The organism is Sorangium sp. So ce406, assembly GCF_051474675.1.
Lineage (GTDB): Bacteria > Myxococcota_A > Polyangia > Polyangiales > Polyangiaceae > Sorangium > Sorangium cellulosum_G.
The window spans coordinates 1,149,036-1,166,623 of sequence record NZ_CP150340.1 but is presented as its reverse complement, the minus strand read 5'-3'; the positions used below and the strand labels follow the sequence as shown (position 1 = coordinate 1,166,623).

Below are 17,588 nucleotides of genomic sequence, written 5' to 3'. Positions count from 1 at the left end.
GGCGCCTGGTCCGACTTCGTACCTGCTCGACGACATGCGCGCTCACGACTTCCGATCTACCGTGCAGCCATGAACGGCTTGTTCGTACTTGCCGGTATCCGTCATCGGTCCGGTGCGCAGCGCCGCCAGCGGATCAGTAGGCGACGACGAGCTCGCCGCCGGTCGTGGCGTTGTTGCTCTCGAGGAGCTCGGGGACTCCGCCGTGCGCGTCCACGATGGCGCCGAGCGTGTAGGTGCCCGCGAGCGCATGAGCGTCGGCGGGCACGACGAGGCCCTCGCACTGGCCGATATCGAGGCCAGGCAGCCATGCGCCTCCGGCGAGGATGTCGGACGTCGTGATCGTCGCGTCGGGGGACAGCCGGACCTCCACGCCGAGGCCGTAGCTCGGGGCCGTCCCCTGATTGCAGACGGTGACCGCGGCGTCGAAGTGGTTGCCCGGCGGGAGGCTCGGCGGGCCGCTCACCGCCGAGACGACGAGATCGGGACCGTGGCCGACGCCGACAAGGTCCCCGGCCGTGGCGTTGTTGGTCTCGATGAGCTCAGGGATCCACGTGTGCGGGTCGACGATCGCGCCCAGGTGGTAAGCGCCGTCGGGCACGTGAGCGCTCGCCGGGAAGGTCACCGCCGCGCACTGGCCCGGATCCAGGTGAAGCACCGGAGCGCCGCCGGCGGGGGGGTCGCCCGTCGTGACCGTCGCGTCCGCGGAGAGGCGCAGCTCCACATGGGCGCCGTGGACCGGCTGCGTGCCCTGGTTGCAGACGGTGACCTCGGCGTCGAAGGTGCCGCCGGGCAGGGCGCTCGGCGGCCCGCGCACGGCGGAGACGATCAGATCCGGCTGGGTGCCGGCGGCGATCATGCTGCCGGCCGCGGCGTTGTTGGTCTCGACGAGCTCGGCGAGCGAGCCGCCCGCGTCCACGATCGCGCCGAGGTGGTAAGCGCCGTCGGGCACATGGGCGTTCCCGGGGACGGCGATGGAGGTGCACTGCCCGGGGTCCAGGCCGGGCACATGGCCGCTCCCCGCGTGGATATCCGAAGGCGCGATCGCATCGTCGCTCGACAGGACCAGATCGACGTGGGTGCCGTGGCTCGGGGTCGTCCCCTGATTGCAGACGGTGACCTCGGCGTCGAAGCCGCCGCCGGGCAGGACGCAGGGCGGTCCGCTCACGGCAGAGACGATGAGGTCCGGGCGGCTGCCGACGTCGATCAGGTCACCTGCCGTCGCGTTGTTGGTCTCGATCAACTCCTGCTGCCATCCGTACGGATCGAGGATCGCACCGAGGTGGTAAGCGCCGTCGGGTACGTGGGCGCTCGCGGGGATCGTCATGGTCGTGCACTGGCCTGGCTGCAGGCTCGGCGCCTGGGCGCCGCCCGCGTGCGCGCCGGTCGTCGTGATCGTGGCGTCGGCGGACAGGCGCAGCTCCACCATGCTGGAGCCCGGGGTCGTGCCCTGGTTGCAGACGGTGACCTCGGCGTCGAAGCTGCTGCCGGGCAGGACGCTCCGCGGGCCGCTGACCATCGAGACAATCAGGTCGGGCCAGTAGCCGATTCCGATCAGCGAGCCTGCTACGGCGTTGTTGGTCTCGATGAGCTCGGGAGCCCAGCCGTGCGGGTCGACGATCGCGCCGAGGTGATAGGCGCCGTGGGGTACGTGCGCGCTGGCCGGGAAGGTCACGGCAGCGCACTGGCCCGGATCCAGGTACGGCACCGGACCGCCACCGGCGGGGAAGTCGGCCGCCGTGACGGCCGCGTCTGCGGAGAGGCGCATCTCCACGACGCCGCCGTGGCTCGGCTGCGTGCCCTGGTTGCAGACGGTGACCGACGCCTCGAAGCCGCCGCCGGGGAAGCAGCTCGGTGGCCCGCTCACGGCAGAGACGATCAGATCCGGCTGGTTTCCGACGCCGAGCACGCTGCCCGCCGCGGCGTTGTTGGTCTCGATGAGCTCGGTGAGCGAGCCGCTCCGGTCCACGATCGCGCCGAGGTGGTAGGCGCCGTCGGGCACGTAGGCGTTCGCGGGCACGGCGACGGAGGCGCACTGTCCAGGGCTCAGGCCGGGCACGGGGCCGCTCCCGGCGGGCGCGTCGAACGGCGTGATCGCCGGATCGGCCGAGAGCACCACGTCGATGCCGCCGCCGGGGCTCGGGGCCGTGCCCTGGTTGCAGACGGTGACGGAGGCGCTGAACGCTCCGCCGGGCACGACGTTCGGCGGCCCGCTCACGGTGGAGACGATGAGGTCCGGCCGATGCCCGACGCCGAGGAGCGCGCCCGCTGCGGCGTTGTTGGCCTCGACCAGCTCTTCTTGCCAGTCGTACACATCGACGATCGCGCCGAGGTGGTAGGCGCCCTCGGGTACGTACGCGCTCGCCGGGATGGTCACGGTGGCGCACTGGCCGGGATCCAGGGACGGCGCCGGGGCGCCGCCGGCGGGCGTGTCGTTCCACGTGATCAACGCGTCGGGAGACAAGCGCAGCTCCAGGGGGGCGCTGTAGCTCGGCGTCGTCCCCTGGTTGCAGACGGTGACCGCGGCATCGAAGCCGCCGCCTGGCGCGGTGCTCGGCGGAGCGCTCACGCTGGAGACGACGAGGTCCGGACGATGGCCGACGCCGATCACGGGGCCGGTCGCGGTGTTGTTGCCCTCGATGAGCTCGGAGATCCCGTCGCTCACGTCGGCGATCGCGCCCAGGTGATAAGCTCTCTCCGGCACGTAGGCGCTCGCCGGGAACGTCACGGCGGCGCACTGCCCCGGCTCCAGGGGCGGCACCGGACCGCCACCGGCGGCGACGTCGGTTGCCGCGATGATCGCATCCGAGGAGAGGCGCAGCTCCACGTGGGTGCCGCTGCTCGGCTGCGTGCCCTGGTTGCAGACGGTGATCGACGCGTCGAACATGCCGCCAGGCGTCGCGCTCGGCGGCGCGCTCACGGAGGACACGATGAGGTCCGGCTGGTTGCCGACGCCGATCACGCCGCCTGCCAGGGCGTTGTTCGTCTCGACGAGCTCGAGGACCCAGTCGGGGGGGTCCACGATCGCGCCCAGGGTGTACGCGCCGCTCGGTATGTAGGCGTTCAAGGCGATCGTCGCAGAGAAGCACTGTCCTGGGCTCAGGGAGGGCACATGGCTGCCGCCGATCGGGAGATCGGCGAGCGTGATCGCGCCATCGGACGAGAGCAGGAGGTCGAGATCGGCGCCGTGGCTTGGCGCCGTGCCCTGGTTGCAGACGGTGAACGAAGCGTCGAAGCCGCCGGCGCCGGGCACGAGGCTCTTCGGCCCGCTCACCGCGAAGACGACGAGATCCGCTCGATGGCCGACGCCGAGCGGCCCGCCCGCCCGCGCGTTGTTGGACGTGATGAGCTCGTCGCTCCAGCCGTCCTCGCGCGCGACCGCGCCGAGAAAATAAACGCCTTCGGAGACACTGGCGCTGACAGGCACGGTCACCGCGTCGCACTGGCCAGGGTCCAGCCATGGAAGCGGGGCGCCGCCGAGGCGCTGATCGGACGGCTCGATCGCGGCGTCCTGCGAGAGCAGCACCTCCACGGTCGGGGTCTGGCTCGGCGTCGTGCCCTGGTTGCACACCGTGACCTCCACGTCGAGGCTGCCGCCGGGCGAGGCGCTCGGCGGGCCGCTCACGACAGAGACGATGAGATCCGGGCCGTAGGCAATGCCGATGTCGCCGCCCGATGCCGCGTTGTTGGCCTCCGAGAGCTCGATCACATCACCGAACGAGTCCACGACGGCGCCGAGCGTGTACGCGCCGTCGGGCACGGCCGCGAGGGTCTGGACGCCGAGCTCCACGCATTCACCCGGGTAGAGGTTCCCCAGCGAGGCGTAGCCGGTGATAGGATCCGACGGTGTGATGATGCCATCCGCCGACAGGCTCACCTCGACGTTCGTGCCAGAGCTCACCGAATTGCCCTGGTTGCACACGGTGAGGGATGTCGTGAAATGGCCGCCCGGCACGGCGCTCGGTGGCCCGCTCACGCTCGAGATCACGAGGTCGGGCTCGTCGCCCATGAGCGCCGAGGCTACGGCCCCGACAGGCGCGGGGTCGCCGGGAGCTCCGCTCCTCTCGCACCCCGCGGTCATCATCGCCAGCATGCCCATCACGAAGCACGCCCATGGCTCCAGAGAGACTCTTTGGCTGAGCATAGAGAATCAGGAGAAGCTGAAGCTCGGTCCACGTCAAGGGATCGCGACTCCGCTGGAGCGCCGTGGGATGCCGATCTCGCGACGTCACGGCGGAGCGGCGCGCTTGCATTACGGCGTGAGCCGGGGCCTCGCGCGGCGCGATGGCGAGCGCCTGATCATCGGTCGGCGCTGCCCCGGGCCCACGGCGGGCAGCTCGGGCGCGCCGTCGCGATCCTCGCCGAGGGGCTCCTCGATCCCAGCGCCAGCGCCTGCCTGCTCGGAACCTACGATGGGACCACGCCTTCGGGCGAGGCCTGCAGCCTCGAGCTCGGCGAGGCCGGCGCCTACGAGTTCGTGAGCCCCTCACTCACCGTCTCACACACCGCTCCCGCCGACACGATCTTCGTCTTCGATCACACGTCGATCGGCGGCTACGAGCTGATCGCATGGAAGGTGTCCGATCCGATCTCGACCTAGACCTGGTACGAGCTGGACTTCGAGGCTCGCTTCGGCGCTGGAGTCGACGAGGCAAGCTCGAAGATTCAGATCGAGGTCAAGGAATACGGCGAGGACACGACAACGAGCGTCCTCTGCGTGGTCGACCTTTGACGGCTTCCTCCTGCGGCACGGAAACGATGCCACGTCGTCCGCGCTCCCGCCCCATCACCCCGCGCGCCTAGCCGCGAGGGCGCCGTCCTCTCGCCGCCTCGCCTGCCGGTACGCGGCGGGGCTCACGCCGTGGGCGCGGGCGAAGGCGCGCGCGAACGCGGGCTCGCTGTCGTAGCCGACGCGGGCGGCGACGACCTTCACCGGGAGCGTCGTCTCGCCGAGCAGCACCGCGGCGCGCGAGAGGCGCAGCCGGCGCAGGTGATGGCCGAGCGGCTCGCCGAGGAGCGCCGTCGCGCGCGCCGCGAACGCCGAGCGCGAGAGCCCGGCCTGGCGCGCGAGGTCGGCGAGCTCCCACGCGCGCTCGGGCGAGGCGCGCACCCGCGCGAGCGTGGCCGCGATCGGCTCGTCCCGTAGCGCCTCCCGCCGCGGCAGCGCCGCCCCGGGGTCGCGCAGCGCGCTCGCGAACAGCGCGTGCCCCCACGCCTCGCCGACCGCGCGGCGCAGCGCCGGCGACAGATCCGGCGCCCCGGCGAGCAGCGCCAGCGTCTCGTTGAGCCAGCGCGCCAGCCCCGGCGTCTCCCCCGTCACATGCACCGCCGGCGGCAGCAGCGCGAGCCACGGCGCGCCCGCCGCGTCGAGGTGCAGGTCGACGATCACGAGGCGCGTCTCCGGCTCGGCCGCCGTCTCCAGGGCGCCGTCGCCGACCGCGCGCATCCCGACGCAGACGGCCTCCGGGTGCGCGAGCGACGTCGACGGCCGATCGCGGATGGCGTGCTCATCGGCGCGCGGCAGGAACACGAGCTCTCCCGGGCTCAGCGCGAGCCGCCGGCCCGTCACGTCGACCCAGCAGCCGCCGTCGGTCGCCGCGTACACCCGGGCGCACGCGCGCTGCGCCGGCCGCCGCTTGCCCCAGCGATCGCCGAGCGCGAAGCGCAGCACCTCGGTCTCACGGACAACGACGCTCCGGGCCAGCTCGTCGAACGCTGCGGACATGGCGCCATCGACTCTACAGCGCGCGGCGGCCGGCGCCAGCCCTGGACGCGCGGATCGCGGAGCCGGACGCCCGGCAATCGCGGGGTCCCTACGCTGGGCCTCGTCACCACGAGCGATGGCGTCACCACGCACGACGGCCTCGCCGCCACGAAAGGAAGGATCCCGATGGACCACCTCGGCCCGCAATCCCCGCCGCATTCCACACCGGAGGCCCCGCCGCTCAGCGCCGCGCAGGCGCTGGACGCGCTCCTCGCCCTCATCGGCCGCGACATGGAGCGCTGGCTCGACCTCTTCGCCGACGACGCGACCGTGGAGTTCCCGTATGCGCCCGCGCTCGGCGCGCCGGCCGTGCTCGAGGGCAAAGCGGCCATCCGGGGCCACTTCGAGGGCATCCTGGAGCGCTTTCGCGACCTCTCGTTCCGGGACGTGCGCCGCTACCCGACGACCGATCCCGACGTCGCGCTCGCCGAGGTGCACGGCTCGGCGATCATCCTGCCCGCGGGCAGGCGCTACGAGCAGGACTACGTGATGCTCGTCGCCACGAGAAACGGCAAGGTGGCGCGGTACCGCGAGTACTGGAATCCGGCGCCCGTGCTCGAGGCCTTCGGCGACGTCAACGCGCCCTCCGGCGTGGACTCCGGCGCGGCCTCCGGCGCAGATCGCCCGGTGACGCCGTGAGCGCGCGCGGTGACAGCGGCGCTCCGCGCGTCCTCTTGACCGGCGGGACCGGCACCACCGGGCGCGCCATCGCCGCGCGGCTCGAGGCCGCCGGCGCGCGCGTCCGCGTCGCGAGCCGATCGGCGCCTGCCCCGCGCGAGGGCGTGGAGCACGCGCGCTTCGACTGGGCCGATCCCGCGACGCACGACGCCGCGCTCCGCGGCGTCGATCGCGCGTACCTCGTCGCGCCCGCGGCCGTCGAGGACCCCTCGGCGCTCATGCTGCCCTTCATCGACCGCGCGCTCGCCGCCGGGGCCCGCCGCCTCGTGCTGCTCAGCGCGTCGGCCGTACCGGAGGGGGCCCCCGGGGTCGGCGTCGTCCACCGCGCGCTGCGCGAGCGCGCGCCGGAGTGGACCGTCCTGCGCCCCTCGTGGTTCATGCAGAACTTCGTCGACCCGCGCCACCCGCACTTCGCCGCGATCGCCGCGCGCGGCGAGATCACGACCGCGACGGGCGGCGGCCGCGTCGGCTTCGTCGACGCCGACGACATCGCGGAGGTCGCCGCACGCGCGCTCCTCGACGACACACCGCATGACACGGCGCACGTCATCACCGGTCCGGAGGCGCTCAGCTACGATGACGTGGCGGCCACCCTCTCGGAGGTCGCCGGCCGCGCGATACGCCACGTCCGCGCCGACGAGGACGCCGCCCGCGCGCACCTCGTCCAGGGGGGCATCCCCGCGCCCTACGCCGCGTTCCTCGTGCGGCTCGATCTCGCCATCCGCGATGGGGCGGAAGACCGCGTGACCGACACCGTCCATCGCGTGACCGGCCGCGCGCCGCGCGCCTTCCGCGACGTCGCGCGCGCCCACGCGCACGTCTTCCGCGATCCGCCGGCCGCGCGCCGCGGCGGCGCGGCGGCGTGAACGTCCCGGTCAGCCGAGCCGGCCCCGGCGCGCTGCGCGCCCCGCGAAGCAGCCTTGCGGGCTCCGCAGGACAATCGTCCTCACGCCGTGGATCACACCTCTCGTCCGCATAACCGATCTCTTGTAATGTGGTCCGGTGCTGGCTGGACGGCGGCTCTCCGGAGCCCGATCGGCCTCACGGGATCGCGGGGGAGCACCGCCGGGGGAGGTGAGCGATGGGCACGACACGGAACCGCTTCGAGGACTGGCAGGAGTTCCTGGACAACGCCTCACTGGGCGTCCACCTGATCGACGCGAACGGCAAGATCCTGTGGGCGAACAAGCTCGAGCTGGAGATGCTCGGCTACCGGCCCGAGGAGTACATCGACCGGCATGTCGCGGATTTCCATGTCGACGAGGACGTGGTCGACCAGATCCTCTGCACCCTCTCCGGCGCCGGCAAGCTGCTCTCGTACCCGGCCCGCCTCCGCGCGAAGGACGGCAGCGTCAAGCACGTGCTGATCAACTCCAACGTCTACACGCGGGACGGTCAGTTCGTTCACACGCGGTGCTTCACGAGCTGTATCTCGGAGCTCGTGTATGAGCAGCTCAGGAGCGAGCTGCTCCGGGGGCGCCGCGCCGGGTGAGCGCGTCCGCTGCGGAGCTCCCTCGGGTAGGCGCGCGCCGCCCAGGGTCGTCCTGGTGCGGAGGAGAAGCAGAAGAAGAGAAGAAGAAAACCACAGAGGCACAGAGGGCACAGAGGATGAGAAAAGAGAGATGAGTAAATTTATTTTCTATTCTTCCCCCTCTGACCTCTGTGGTTCATTCTCTTTCTCTCTTCTCCCCTCTGTGCCCTCTGTGCCCTCTGTGGTTCATTCTCTTTCTCTCTTCTTCTTCCCTCTGTGGCTCATTCTCTCCTGAAACCACGGACTCCACTGGCCCGGATCGCTCAGTCGAGCGGCACGGGTGAGAAGGACGAATCGACCAGGTAATCGCGCGCGACGATGCCCCGCTCGCGCGCGAGGGCCAGCGGGACGGGGCGGTAGAGCAGCGTGGCCGTGACGTTCGCCACGTCGCAGCCCGCGGGGATCGCGAAGCCGTGCGAGGTCACCGCGAAGCCCCCCGGCGCGATGCGGTTGTCGCTGGCGATGTCGACGGCGCGGTGCTGCGGCGCGTGCCGCGCGCCCGCCGGATCGACGAGCACCTTCGCGAAGGTGTAGCCCGCGGCCCCGGCGAACGCGGCCGCGGGCTGGCCGTCCTCGTGCGCCGCGGGGAGCGGCGCGCCGAGGTAGACGATATCCCCGTCCTGCGCGGGGATATCGCCGCTCAGCGCGATCACACCGCCGCCCGCGGAGACCACCCGCGCCTCGCCGACCGGCGCGCGGATCTCGAGCCCCTTGTCCGCCGGGTCGAGCGACGGATCCGCGAAGCGGCCAACGCCGCTGTAGTCGTCGTAATCGCCGGTCGGCCGGACGACGCGCACCACGTCCCCCGCCCGCGCGCTCGCCGCGCCCGCCGGCCAGGTGAGCGCGGCGCCCGAGAGGCGCGCGTCGCCGCCCACGCGCCCCTCCGCGAGCGCGCCGCCCGTGTCGTTCACCGTCATGCCGCGCGACGGCGCCATGGGCGCGCCGCACGCCTCCGCGGTGACGAGCAGCACCACCGCCCGCATCGGCTCCCCGGTCGGGACCGCGTGGCCCGCGAGCCCGCTGACCACGGCGACCTCGACCGCGAGCTCGCCCGAGGCCGCCGTCGCGGAAAGGCGCACCTCGAGCGCCTCCCCGATGAGCCGCGGCGTGCCCTCGAGCGGCCCGAGGAAGGCGTGCGAGAGCACCGTCCCCGGCGGGCGGACGAAGCCGAGCTCGACGCTCGCGTTCGTCTCGTCGGTCAGGTCCACGCTGCTCTTCAGCGAGGACACCTCCGGCATGTGGCACGACTGGCACTGTGTCGCCCGGCGGTTCCACGAGCTCCCCGCCCACTCGGAGAACGTCTCGTGGATCGGCAGCCCGTCGGGCCAGCGCGCCGGGTCGAGCGCCGCGCCCGGCAGGAGCGCCGCCTGCTTCTGCTCGTGGCAGCCGCCGCAGAACTCCGAGCTCGAGAACTTCGGCTGGTAGCTCCCGCCCATGAACTTGCTCGGCACGTCCGGCCGCTGCCCGAACATCACCTGCACGAGCTTCGCGCCAGGGTCGGCCGAGATCCGCTCCTGCGGCCGCTGGATCATCAGCGCCCCGGCGACCCCGGGCGGCTTGCTCAGGTCGACGTCGCGGACCTTGTGGCAGGCGTCGCAGTGGTTCCCCTTCTCGAACGCGATGCCGGTCGCCTCGAGGAGATCGCGCCCGCCTGCGGGCCCGTCCATCCCCGCCGCGTGGCAGTCGGCGCACCCGCCGAACGCCGCCGGACGCTCCGCCGCCGGCAGCGCGGGGTCGTCGCACGAGGACCGCGCCTCCCCGCCGCAGGACGGGTTGAGGTCCGGCAGCACGCCGCTGCCGAGATAGCACCGCATCGCGGCCTCCCCCTCGCTCCCGGGCACGCGACCCGCCTTCCAGCGCCCGCCCGCGGCGACGCACGAGGCCTCGTCGTCGTGGGCCATCGAGACCCCCGCGTAGACGGCCTGGAGGAGCGGGCGCCTGGCCGACTGCGCGTGCCCGGACCCGAGGAACTGGGTCACGAGCGTCGTGTGGCAGTGGTCGCAGAACCGCGTCGAGTTGTGCGGATCGCCGTCGCCCGGATCGCCGTAGCTGTAGCCGAGCGCGTTGTCCGGCGGCGACACGTACCGCAGCGCGATCTCGACCGGCCCGTCCGGGAGGCGCTCGAACTCGATGCCGTCCGTCCGGTACCCCACCATCGCGGCCACCACGGTCGGCTTGCCCGGGATGTCGCGCGTGATCTCGATGGAGAACGCGCCGTCCGGCCCGGTCACCCTCTCCGGCTCCCCGCCGGCCTGCATCACCAGGGCGCCCTCCAGCGGCGCGGCGCCGTCCGTGACCACCCCGGTCACGAGGAACGTGCGCGGCAGCTCCTCCGGGGCGCCGCCGAAGCCCGTGACCGCGCTCATGTACGTGGTCGTCGTCACCGGGTGCGCCCCCGCGCCCTGGCCGGAGCCACCGTCGCCTCCCGGCGCGGGCGGCTCCCCCGCGCACGCGCCGCCGAGCAGGCCGGCGGCGAGCGCCGTCGCGGACAGAGAGGCTCCGAGGCGCCCCGCGGCGCGCGCCGCGCGGCGAGCCCGGCGGCCGGCGGAGGCGCTACGGGGCGGGTGCGGAAGGCGCAGGCGGCGCATCGCCGACATCCTGGGACATCCTGCCGGCCCCTCGCAAGCGAGCTTCACCGGATATGCCGAGCGGGTCAGAGCCCGCGCGGCGTACGCGAAGAGCGAGGCGCGCAACAAAGCCGTGATGGACGAGCGCGGCATCAAGATGCCTGGGGCTTGGTCTAGCCCTTCGGCCGGAATGAATCGGCGGTGTAGACGGTCTTCCCCCCGACGATGGTCATGAGCACCTGAATCTTCCCGAGATCGTCCTCGGGGATCTGAAGGAAGTTCTGGTCCAGCACGATCATGTCAGCGAACTTGCCGAGCTCGATCGAGCCCACGACCTTCTCCAGCCGCAGCTGGTAGGCCGAGTTCATGGTGATGGCGCGCAGCGCGACGTTGCGCGGCAGGAGCGGATCGTCGTTGAGCCGGCCGGCGTAGGCCGGACCAAAACTGGCCGGATGCGTGGGGTCCCCCTTGCGGGTCACGCCGATCTTCAGCGCCAGGAACTCGGCGAACGGATCGACCGGCCAGTCGCTACCATAGGCTATCTTCGCACCCGCGTTGTGCAGGCTGCCCTCGGGCTCGAGGCGGGCATAGCGCTCCGGCCCGAGCTGCTCCTTCATCGCATTGACGGAATAAGGGGCCTCTTGCGCCCACTGGAACGACATGACCGGGATCACGTCGAGCGCCTTGAAGCGACCGTAGTCCGCCGGATCGACCGTCTCGCAATGCGCGATCGCCGGGCGCATGTCGCTGCCCGGCAATCGCGCGCGCACGTGTTCGTAGGCGTCGAGCGTCTGCCGCACCGCACGATCGCCGATCGCGTGGACGTGGGGATCGAACCCGGCCTTGACGGCCGAGAGGAGGAGCGACTTCAGCGTGTCCGGCGGAAAGTAAACATCGCCGCTGTGCTTGCCCGGGACCCAGCTCGGCGCGTCGTTCGTGCCCGTGTTGACGAGATACGGTGCGAGCATGGCCGCGGTCTGGGCCGGCGCCTGCAGGACACCATCCATCATGATCTTGACGTGACGCGCGCCGATGCCGGGGGCGGGCTCCGCGGCGGCCTGATCATAGGGGGCCGCCAGTGCCTTGATCGTGGCGATCGCTCTTTCCGGATCCTTCGCTGCCTTGTCAGGAACGAGCATCATGGCGAAGAGCGCCCTCGCCGTCAGCTCGCCGCTGCGCTGCACGGCCGTGAACGCCTTCAGCGCGCGCTCGTCCGAGGACGCATCCATGAAGGTCGTCACGCCCTGGCGGCGGATCGCGTCGAGCGCCGCCTTCGCGCTGCGCACGTCGTCCTCCTGCGTCGGCGCCGGCATGGCCGCCGATATCAGCGCGATGCCGGCATCCTCGAAGATGCCCGTCGGCTGGCCGCTCGGGTCGCGATCGATCTTGCCGCCGACCGGATCGGGCGTGGCGGCGGTGATGCCCGCCAGCGCCATGCCGCGCGAGTTGGTCAGCACGCTGTGGTGATCGGTGGAGTGCACGAGGATCGGGCGCTGGGTCTTGAGCGCGTCGAGCGCGACCCTCGTCGGGTCGGCGTCCACCGATACCGTGCCCTGCCGGTCCCAGCTCGTCACCTCGAGCCACCTGTCGGGATCCTTGGCCGGCTCGCCGTCGAGGCAGGCCTGGATCTTCTGCTGGAGCTGCGCGATCGTGAGCGTCTTGTAGTCAAGACTGCACATCAGACGTTGCGCCCCGCCGGACATCACGTGCAGGTGGCCGTCGACCAGCCCGGGCATCAGCATGCGTCCGGTCAGGTCGATGACCTCGGTCCGAGCGCCCACATACGCCTGTACGCCGCTGTCGGCGCCGACATAAACGACCTTGCCGGCGCGCACCGCGACCGCCTGGTGCACCGAGTCCGCGCTGTCGACGGTGTACACGAAGCCATTCCGCAGCACCGTGTCGGCGGGCTGCGGCATGGAGGCACCGCAGGCGGCCTGCATCAAGAAAAGGGCGTACGACGCCGCGCTCGCGGCGCCGCGAGCGCGATGGCGGCGGGGGGGAACGCGGCTGCCGCCTGTAGCCCGAGACTTGTTCCTCATGAGTGCTCCTGTGGCCATCCAGCGTCGTCTGCGACACGGCGTCCCGCGGTCGGACAGGATCGCTTGCTGCCAGAGGAGGAGATCTTCGTCGTCGTGGCTCGTGAGAGCTCCGCGCTGGCCGTGCCCGTGTCGCTCGGGAGGCCCTGAATCGAGCCTCCGTCGTGCAATACACGAACCAGACCACCCCTGCAAGACCAGCGGTGGCTCGCCGGATGGCGGCGCCGATCGCTCTGGACGGCGAGGCGGCGCGAGCGAACGGCCCGCGGGCATGGCCCTGGAGCCGACGCCCTGCTCCGGGGCGTCGGGCGCTCAGCGTGCTGTCACTCGATCTCGCCCGCGTGGAGGCACGTCCCCGGGCAGTCTGCGCCCCCGTTGTCCGGGTCGCTCGAGCGCCTCTCCCCCGCTCGGCGCCTCGACGCGAGAGAGCAGAGGAAAGGAGATAGATTCTCTCGGTTCCCATCTCCCTCTCGTTCTCCCCTCTGTGCCCTCTGTGCCTCTGTGGTTCATTGTTCTCATGATTTTCTCATGAACCAGCGAAGACAACACCGCCGGCGCGCCCGCCGCCTCGCCGCGGGGCGACGAGGGACCAGGACGCGTTGTGGTCGCGGGCGAGCCCGGACGGCGATGCACCAGGAAGTGGAGGGAAGATCGTCGAGCACTGGCGCGTCACCGACGGGCTCGGGCTGATGCGCCAGCTCGGAATCGTCCAGTAAGCGCGGGGAAGCGACGGATGCACGAGCGCTGCGCCGGTGGCGAGGCTCGAGCGCACCCACAGCCTCGCCCCGTCCTCAGCCCTGCGCCGTGGGCCACACAACGACGCTGCCGACATCGCGGCCGTCGACGTTCACCTGCCGTCGCAGACCGGCTCGTCGTCCGTCGGCTCGGGCTCCGGCTCGGCCGGCGCGCAGGTGAAGGTCTCCGGATCGCAGTCGAGGCTCTTGCACTCGCCGGAGAAGGAGCACTCCGCGCCGTCCTCCCGCTGCGCCACGCAGACGCTGTGAAGATCGCAGTAGCGGCTCGCGCACTCGTAGTTGCCCGCGCACGCCTCCCCATCGGGCTTCGATCCGGGCTTGACGCACTGCGGTCCGTTCTCGACGTACTCACATACCAGGCCCTCCTGGCAGTTTTCGGTGAGGTAGCAAGGCTGCCCCTCCGCCGCGGGCGGCGCGGGCGGCGTGCAGACGTCGTCCACGCATACCGAGCCCGCACCGCTGCAATCGTCGTGCTCGGTGCACGCGTCGCCATCGGCTACCTTGCCCACGAACATCGTGGAACACTCGAGGGTCGTATCGAACGGACCGTCGTCGCCCCCGAGGCCGCCTTCGCAGGTGCTCTGCAGTGCAGCAAGGCAGCGCGCGGCCTTTTCGCCGTCATAGCTCTGCCGGCCCGCGTCGACGGACGCCTTCTTCTCGAGGGAGACGAGCGACAGGAGCGGCGCGAGCTCGGCCGAGCACTCCTCCTGGTTCTCGGGCTTGGAGCTCGAGAGCTCGAGGACCTGCGCCTGCTCGTTCGCATCGCAGCACCTGTAGATCCGCTCGCAGTACGCGTCCGCGAACTCGCCCGCGAACGCGTCGAGCGAGACCGGCGCCGTGTCGCCGCCCCCCGACGCGCCGGGATCTTCAGCGTCGCCGCAGCCAACGCCCGCCAACGCGCCGAAGAGCCCCAGCGCGACCGCACAAACCCATGTCGTTTTCATCGCGATATCTCCTGCCTCGCCGCGCCGGGGCATCCTGGGATCCCGGCCGGAGGGGCCTTTGTGTGACTGTGCCGACATCCTGGTGTTTCGCTCGCTCTCCTGGGCAGAGAGGGCCGAACGGCCGGGCAGCCTGCCCGACCATCCAGGAACGCCATCGACCCGTACTACGGAGGAGCAGGCAAGATCTTCCCGCGCCGCGACGTCGCGATGATCAAGCCAATAGAGTATCGCCGCACGATACAATGCGCGCATCGCGTGCCCGCGACGGCGCCAGGGCGACGCCCGGGAGCGCCGCTGCGCCGCCTGCCAGACTGCGGTCGTCAGCCTCTCCGGGAAGACCGAAGTTTCCTGACACCCACAGAAGCGCCTGGACCTCCTCCCCGCCCGGATTGTGCCGTGGCACACGCCATCGAGCGCCTTCCGTTCCCGCGGGGGGAGCCCCATGACAGGCGAGTAGCCGCGCGATGCGCCCGCGTCGCCGGCGAGGACGAGCACGCGCGCGATGGAGGCAACATGAAGACGAACCGGCTCCGTCTGGGGATCTCTGCGCTCCTTGCCCTGGCTTCCTTCTCGCTCGCGATCGCGGGATTCACCGACACGATGGAACCCACGGAGTACGAGCGAAATGTGGACTGGAGGGCCTGTGAGCAGCGGCGTGCCCACGCATCCAGCCAGGTGGAGCGCGTCCGGGCCGCTTACCGGGCATGCGCTACCAGCGCCGATTGCACCCTTGTCGATACGAGCACCGACTGCGGCGGCACCTGCGGTGAGGTGGTCAACAGGGCGGGCGTGCAGCCGATGAGGCGCGTCATCTCCCACCTCAACGCGACCGTATGTCGCGAGCATCGGAGGATGGACTGCCCCTACGGCACGCCTGCGTGCCTCGCGATCAGGGCCGTCTGCGCCGGCGGTGCGTGCACGTTCGCCCCGCTGTAGGCGACGCCGCGCGACCTCGGCGGCGAGGTGCACGCCCTGAAGGGGCCGCACGCCGGGCTGGAGCTCCTGTTCGGCCCGAGCCTGGGCGACGCGGCGCTAGAGACCGCAGTCCGACCAGCCTTCCTCATCCATCCCGCAGGGGAAATCTGGCAGGCAAACGAACGTCTGAATGCCTCTCTCCGGGGTGCACTGGATCAGCACGGATTGCCCATCGATCACGTCGCACATCCCCAGCTCCGGGATGCCGGTGCAGTCGGGCTCCGTGGCGTTCGGCGCGAACCAGCAGCGGGGGCGCGAGCCCGTCCCCTCGGTGCACGAGTCGGGCGCCGCGGCCGCCTCCACCTCGGGGCTGTACGTCAGCACCTGATCGTAGGGCTGGATGAGGCCGGGGATGGCGGTGCCGCGGAACTTCGTCGGGCAGAGCGCCCCCTGGAGCAGGGTGTCGACCCTGCACTGCAGCGGGGGGTTGTTCGCTTCCGTCAACGTGACCTCGTCGGTGTGGGGCGTGCTCAGATCGGGGACAGGACGGGAGTCACCCGGCCTCCTCGCCCAGCGACCGAAGCCCTCGGCGACCGCGGCGATCCGGTAGCACAGGTCCTGCGCGTCGACGCCCTCCCACGCCGCGTCGCAGCGCGCCTTCGCGTACTCGGTCACCGTCCCGCGGAACAGGGCGTTCACCTCGCGCTCGGTGGACCAGAGGCGCGGGAGACACTCCTTGGTCGCGAAGTAATCCGCCTGGCCTTCCGCGCTGCTCACCGTTCCGTACTGCCCCGTCGCCAGCCCTTCGACCTGCCTGTGCTGGGCAGGCGATCGCTTGAAGGGGAAGCCCCCGAGCGCGTGGCCGATCTCGTGGCACGCGATGAACGAGGCGATGTCGGGCGACGACACGCCCTCCTTGCGGAAGTCGAAGCCCAGGTGGATGTACCAGGTGCGATCGGCCGCGATCTCCAGCCTGGTGTCGGTCGTGGTCCCCGCGGTCACCGCGAAGCGGGCCTGGTGATCCCGCATGTGGTCCCGATAAGCGTCCACCGCCCGGTTCGCGAGGTCGAACGCCTGCTCCGTCGTGACGTCGCCCGCGTCGGGGCCTGATTCGACGCGGGCAGCTTCACGGACCTTCTTGAGGATCACGGTCGGGTGATCCGTCGACTGCCACGCTGCGCCGCCGACGTCGCCCGAGCCGGTCAGGACGCACAGGGCATACAGGCCTTCCTCCGCGGGCACGGGGAGCTTCGCGAGGCGCTGGTCCTCGATCGCGATCGGGTCGGAGTATCCCTCCGCGGCGCGGCAGTCGACGCTCGCTGCCGGGCCCACCTTGTAGCGGTAGTGCGTATCCGCCGTCGAGGAGAGGCGGACGTCCCAGCCGCTCGGCTCGGGCGGCTCGCCGAGCGTCGGCGCGGTGACGCGCGACGGCGCCCTGCTCGGGGAGTCATGGCCTCCCGGATCCAGCGCGCATCCGGCGGCCGACAGATCGAAGCGGCCGTCGGCGTCGAAGCACCCGGCGATCGCCGTGACATCCGCGACGTAGCCGGCGCCCTCGACGCTGCGCTCGGGCTTGCCGTCGCCGACCTCGCACGGGTAATCCAGGTAGCAAGGGTCCACCCGCCCGGCCGACTTGAAATGCGTGGTGAAGACCCCGAAGACCCTCCCGCGCCGGTCGAGCGCCGGGCCGCCCGAGGCGCCGGCGCCCATGCCGCGGCAGTCGTTCACGTGCATGTCGTACCAGTGCCACTGGTGCTCGATCACGTCGGGTCGTCTGTCGCCCTCCGCGCAGCGCGCGCGGCGCACGTACGGCTCGGTGTAGTAATCGCCCCCGTCCTGCTGCAGCGGTACCACGGCGAGCTCGATCGGCTCTCCCGCCGCCGGGGGCGCGTCGGCCAGCGGGAGCGGCTCGATGCCGAGCGCCTGGAGCTCACCGACGGTGTGGTCGAGCTCGACCAGGGCGAGGTCGGTCCCCTTCATCGTGACGTACGCGATCCGGATCCCCATCGCATGGACCAGCTCGTCGTCGGGCGTATCGTTGAAATAGTTGAACGTGAAGATCAGGGCGCCCTCGGGGTCCTCGTCGACGCTCACGTCGAAATACATCGGCGTATCCAGAGGAAACTTGACGCAGCGACCTGCGGTGAGCGCGTAGGCGGGCGCGTCGACGTCGTCGCCGGTCTTGATGAGGAAACCGGTGCAGTCGTGGTACAGCGACCCGACGGCCCGGAGGTAGGCGTTCCTCGGGTCGCGACCGGCGACCAGCCCCGTCGTCCGGACCGCCCCCTCCCATGCCCGGGCCGGCTCCTCCCCGAGGAGGGGCGGCCTCTCCCCCATGAAGGGCGGCTCCTTGTCGGTCACGGGCGGTTCTCCCGACGTCGCGGGCGGCGGACCGGAT

At 71.5% G+C, this 17,588-nt stretch carries 11 protein-coding genes; 5 read left to right on the top strand and 6 right to left on the bottom strand.

Going from position 1 to position 17,588, the window contains the following annotated elements:
- Positions 1-133: 133 nt before the first annotated feature.
- Positions 134-4,006, bottom strand: a complete 3,873-nt coding sequence (locus WME96_RS04325; protein WP_437288910.1) for a CARDB domain-containing protein — start codon at positions 4,004-4,006, stop codon at positions 134-136.
- Between the two features lie 468 nt (positions 4,007-4,474).
- On the opposite strand from WME96_RS04325, the gene WME96_RS04320 reads away from it, so the two are divergent.
- A complete protein-coding gene (locus WME96_RS04320; protein ID WP_437288909.1) occupies positions 4,475-4,597 on the top strand; it encodes a hypothetical protein in 123 nt (40 codons plus the stop codon).
- A gap of 186 nt (positions 4,598-4,783) precedes the next feature.
- Here WME96_RS04320 and WME96_RS04315 read toward each other — a convergent pair whose 3' ends face one another.
- Complete coding sequence (locus WME96_RS04315; RefSeq protein ID WP_437288908.1) at positions 4,784-5,722, bottom strand: cupin domain-containing protein; 939 nt, start codon at positions 5,720-5,722, stop codon at positions 4,784-4,786.
- A gap of 165 nt (positions 5,723-5,887) precedes the next feature.
- On the opposite strand from WME96_RS04315, the gene WME96_RS04310 reads away from it, so the two are divergent.
- The 3 genes from WME96_RS04310 (at position 5,888) to WME96_RS04300 (ending at position 7,931) form a co-directional block, all read left to right on the top strand.
- The gene (locus WME96_RS04310; protein WP_437288907.1) at positions 5,888-6,400 is read left to right on the top strand and encodes a nuclear transport factor 2 family protein; all 513 of its coding nucleotides are present in this window, start codon (positions 5,888-5,890) and stop codon (positions 6,398-6,400) included.
- Positions 6,397-7,305 (top strand): NmrA family NAD(P)-binding protein, encoded by a 909-nt coding sequence (locus tag WME96_RS04305; RefSeq protein ID WP_437288906.1) that lies wholly within the window; start codon positions 6,397-6,399, stop codon positions 7,303-7,305. Before WME96_RS04310 ends, WME96_RS04305 begins: the two co-directional genes overlap by 4 nt.
- Before the next feature lie 215 nt (positions 7,306-7,520).
- On the top strand, positions 7,521-7,931 hold the full coding sequence (locus WME96_RS04300) for a PAS domain-containing protein (RefSeq protein ID WP_437288905.1): 411 nt from the start codon (positions 7,521-7,523) through the stop codon (positions 7,929-7,931).
- Between the two features lie 302 nt (positions 7,932-8,233).
- Here WME96_RS04300 and WME96_RS04295 read toward each other — a convergent pair whose 3' ends face one another.
- The 3 genes from WME96_RS04295 to WME96_RS04285 all read right to left on the bottom strand — a co-directional run bounded on the left by WME96_RS04295 (position 8,234) and on the right by WME96_RS04285 (position 14,275).
- Positions 8,234-10,567 (bottom strand): hypothetical protein, encoded by a 2,334-nt coding sequence (locus WME96_RS04295; protein ID WP_437288904.1) that lies wholly within the window; start codon positions 10,565-10,567, stop codon positions 8,234-8,236.
- A gap of 143 nt (positions 10,568-10,710) precedes the next feature.
- A complete protein-coding gene (locus WME96_RS04290; protein WP_437292271.1) occupies positions 10,711-12,480 on the bottom strand; it encodes an amidohydrolase in 1,770 nt (589 codons plus the stop codon).
- Positions 12,481-13,423: 943 nt separating this feature from the next.
- On the bottom strand, positions 13,424-14,275 hold the full coding sequence (locus WME96_RS04285; RefSeq protein ID WP_437288903.1) for a hypothetical protein: 852 nt from the start codon (positions 14,273-14,275) through the stop codon (positions 13,424-13,426).
- A gap of 513 nt (positions 14,276-14,788) precedes the next feature.
- Here WME96_RS04285 and WME96_RS04280 point away from each other — a divergent pair.
- Entirely contained in the window at positions 14,789-15,211 is a 423-nt protein-coding gene (locus tag WME96_RS04280; RefSeq protein ID WP_437288902.1) for a hypothetical protein, read from the top strand.
- 96 nt (positions 15,212-15,307) lie between these two features.
- Here the strand turns inward: WME96_RS04280 and WME96_RS04275 are convergent, their stop codons facing one another.
- Positions 15,308-17,551 (bottom strand): trypsin-like peptidase domain-containing protein, encoded by a 2,244-nt coding sequence (locus WME96_RS04275; RefSeq protein ID WP_437288901.1) that lies wholly within the window; start codon positions 17,549-17,551, stop codon positions 15,308-15,310.
- Positions 17,552-17,588: the final 37 nt, after the last annotated feature.

What these genes read in the sequence shown, in the direction of transcription:
- WME96_RS04325 (WP_437288910.1), bottom strand. Translation starts at nt 4,006, where the DNA reads ATGGGCGACGAGCCCGACCTCGTGATCTCGAGCGTGAGCGGGCCACCG.
- WME96_RS04315 (WP_437288908.1), bottom strand. Translation starts at nt 5,722, where the DNA reads ATGTCCGCAGCGTTCGACGAGCTGGCCCGGAGCGTCGTTGTCCGTGAG.
- WME96_RS04310 (WP_437288907.1), top strand. Translation starts at nt 5,888, where the DNA reads ATGGACCACCTCGGCCCGCAATCCCCGCCGCATTCCACACCGGAGGCC.
- WME96_RS04300 (WP_437288905.1), top strand. Translation starts at nt 7,521, where the DNA reads ATGGGCACGACACGGAACCGCTTCGAGGACTGGCAGGAGTTCCTGGAC.
- WME96_RS04295 (WP_437288904.1), bottom strand. Translation starts at nt 10,567, where the DNA reads ATGTCGGCGATGCGCCGCCTGCGCCTTCCGCACCCGCCCCGTAGCGCC.
- WME96_RS04290 (WP_437292271.1), bottom strand. Translation starts at nt 12,480, where the DNA reads ATGCAGGCCGCCTGCGGTGCCTCCATGCCGCAGCCCGCCGACACGGTG.
- WME96_RS04285 (WP_437288903.1), bottom strand. Translation starts at nt 14,275, where the DNA reads ATGAAAACGACATGGGTTTGTGCGGTCGCGCTGGGGCTCTTCGGCGCG.
- WME96_RS04280 (WP_437288902.1), top strand. Translation starts at nt 14,789, where the DNA reads ATGAAGACGAACCGGCTCCGTCTGGGGATCTCTGCGCTCCTTGCCCTG.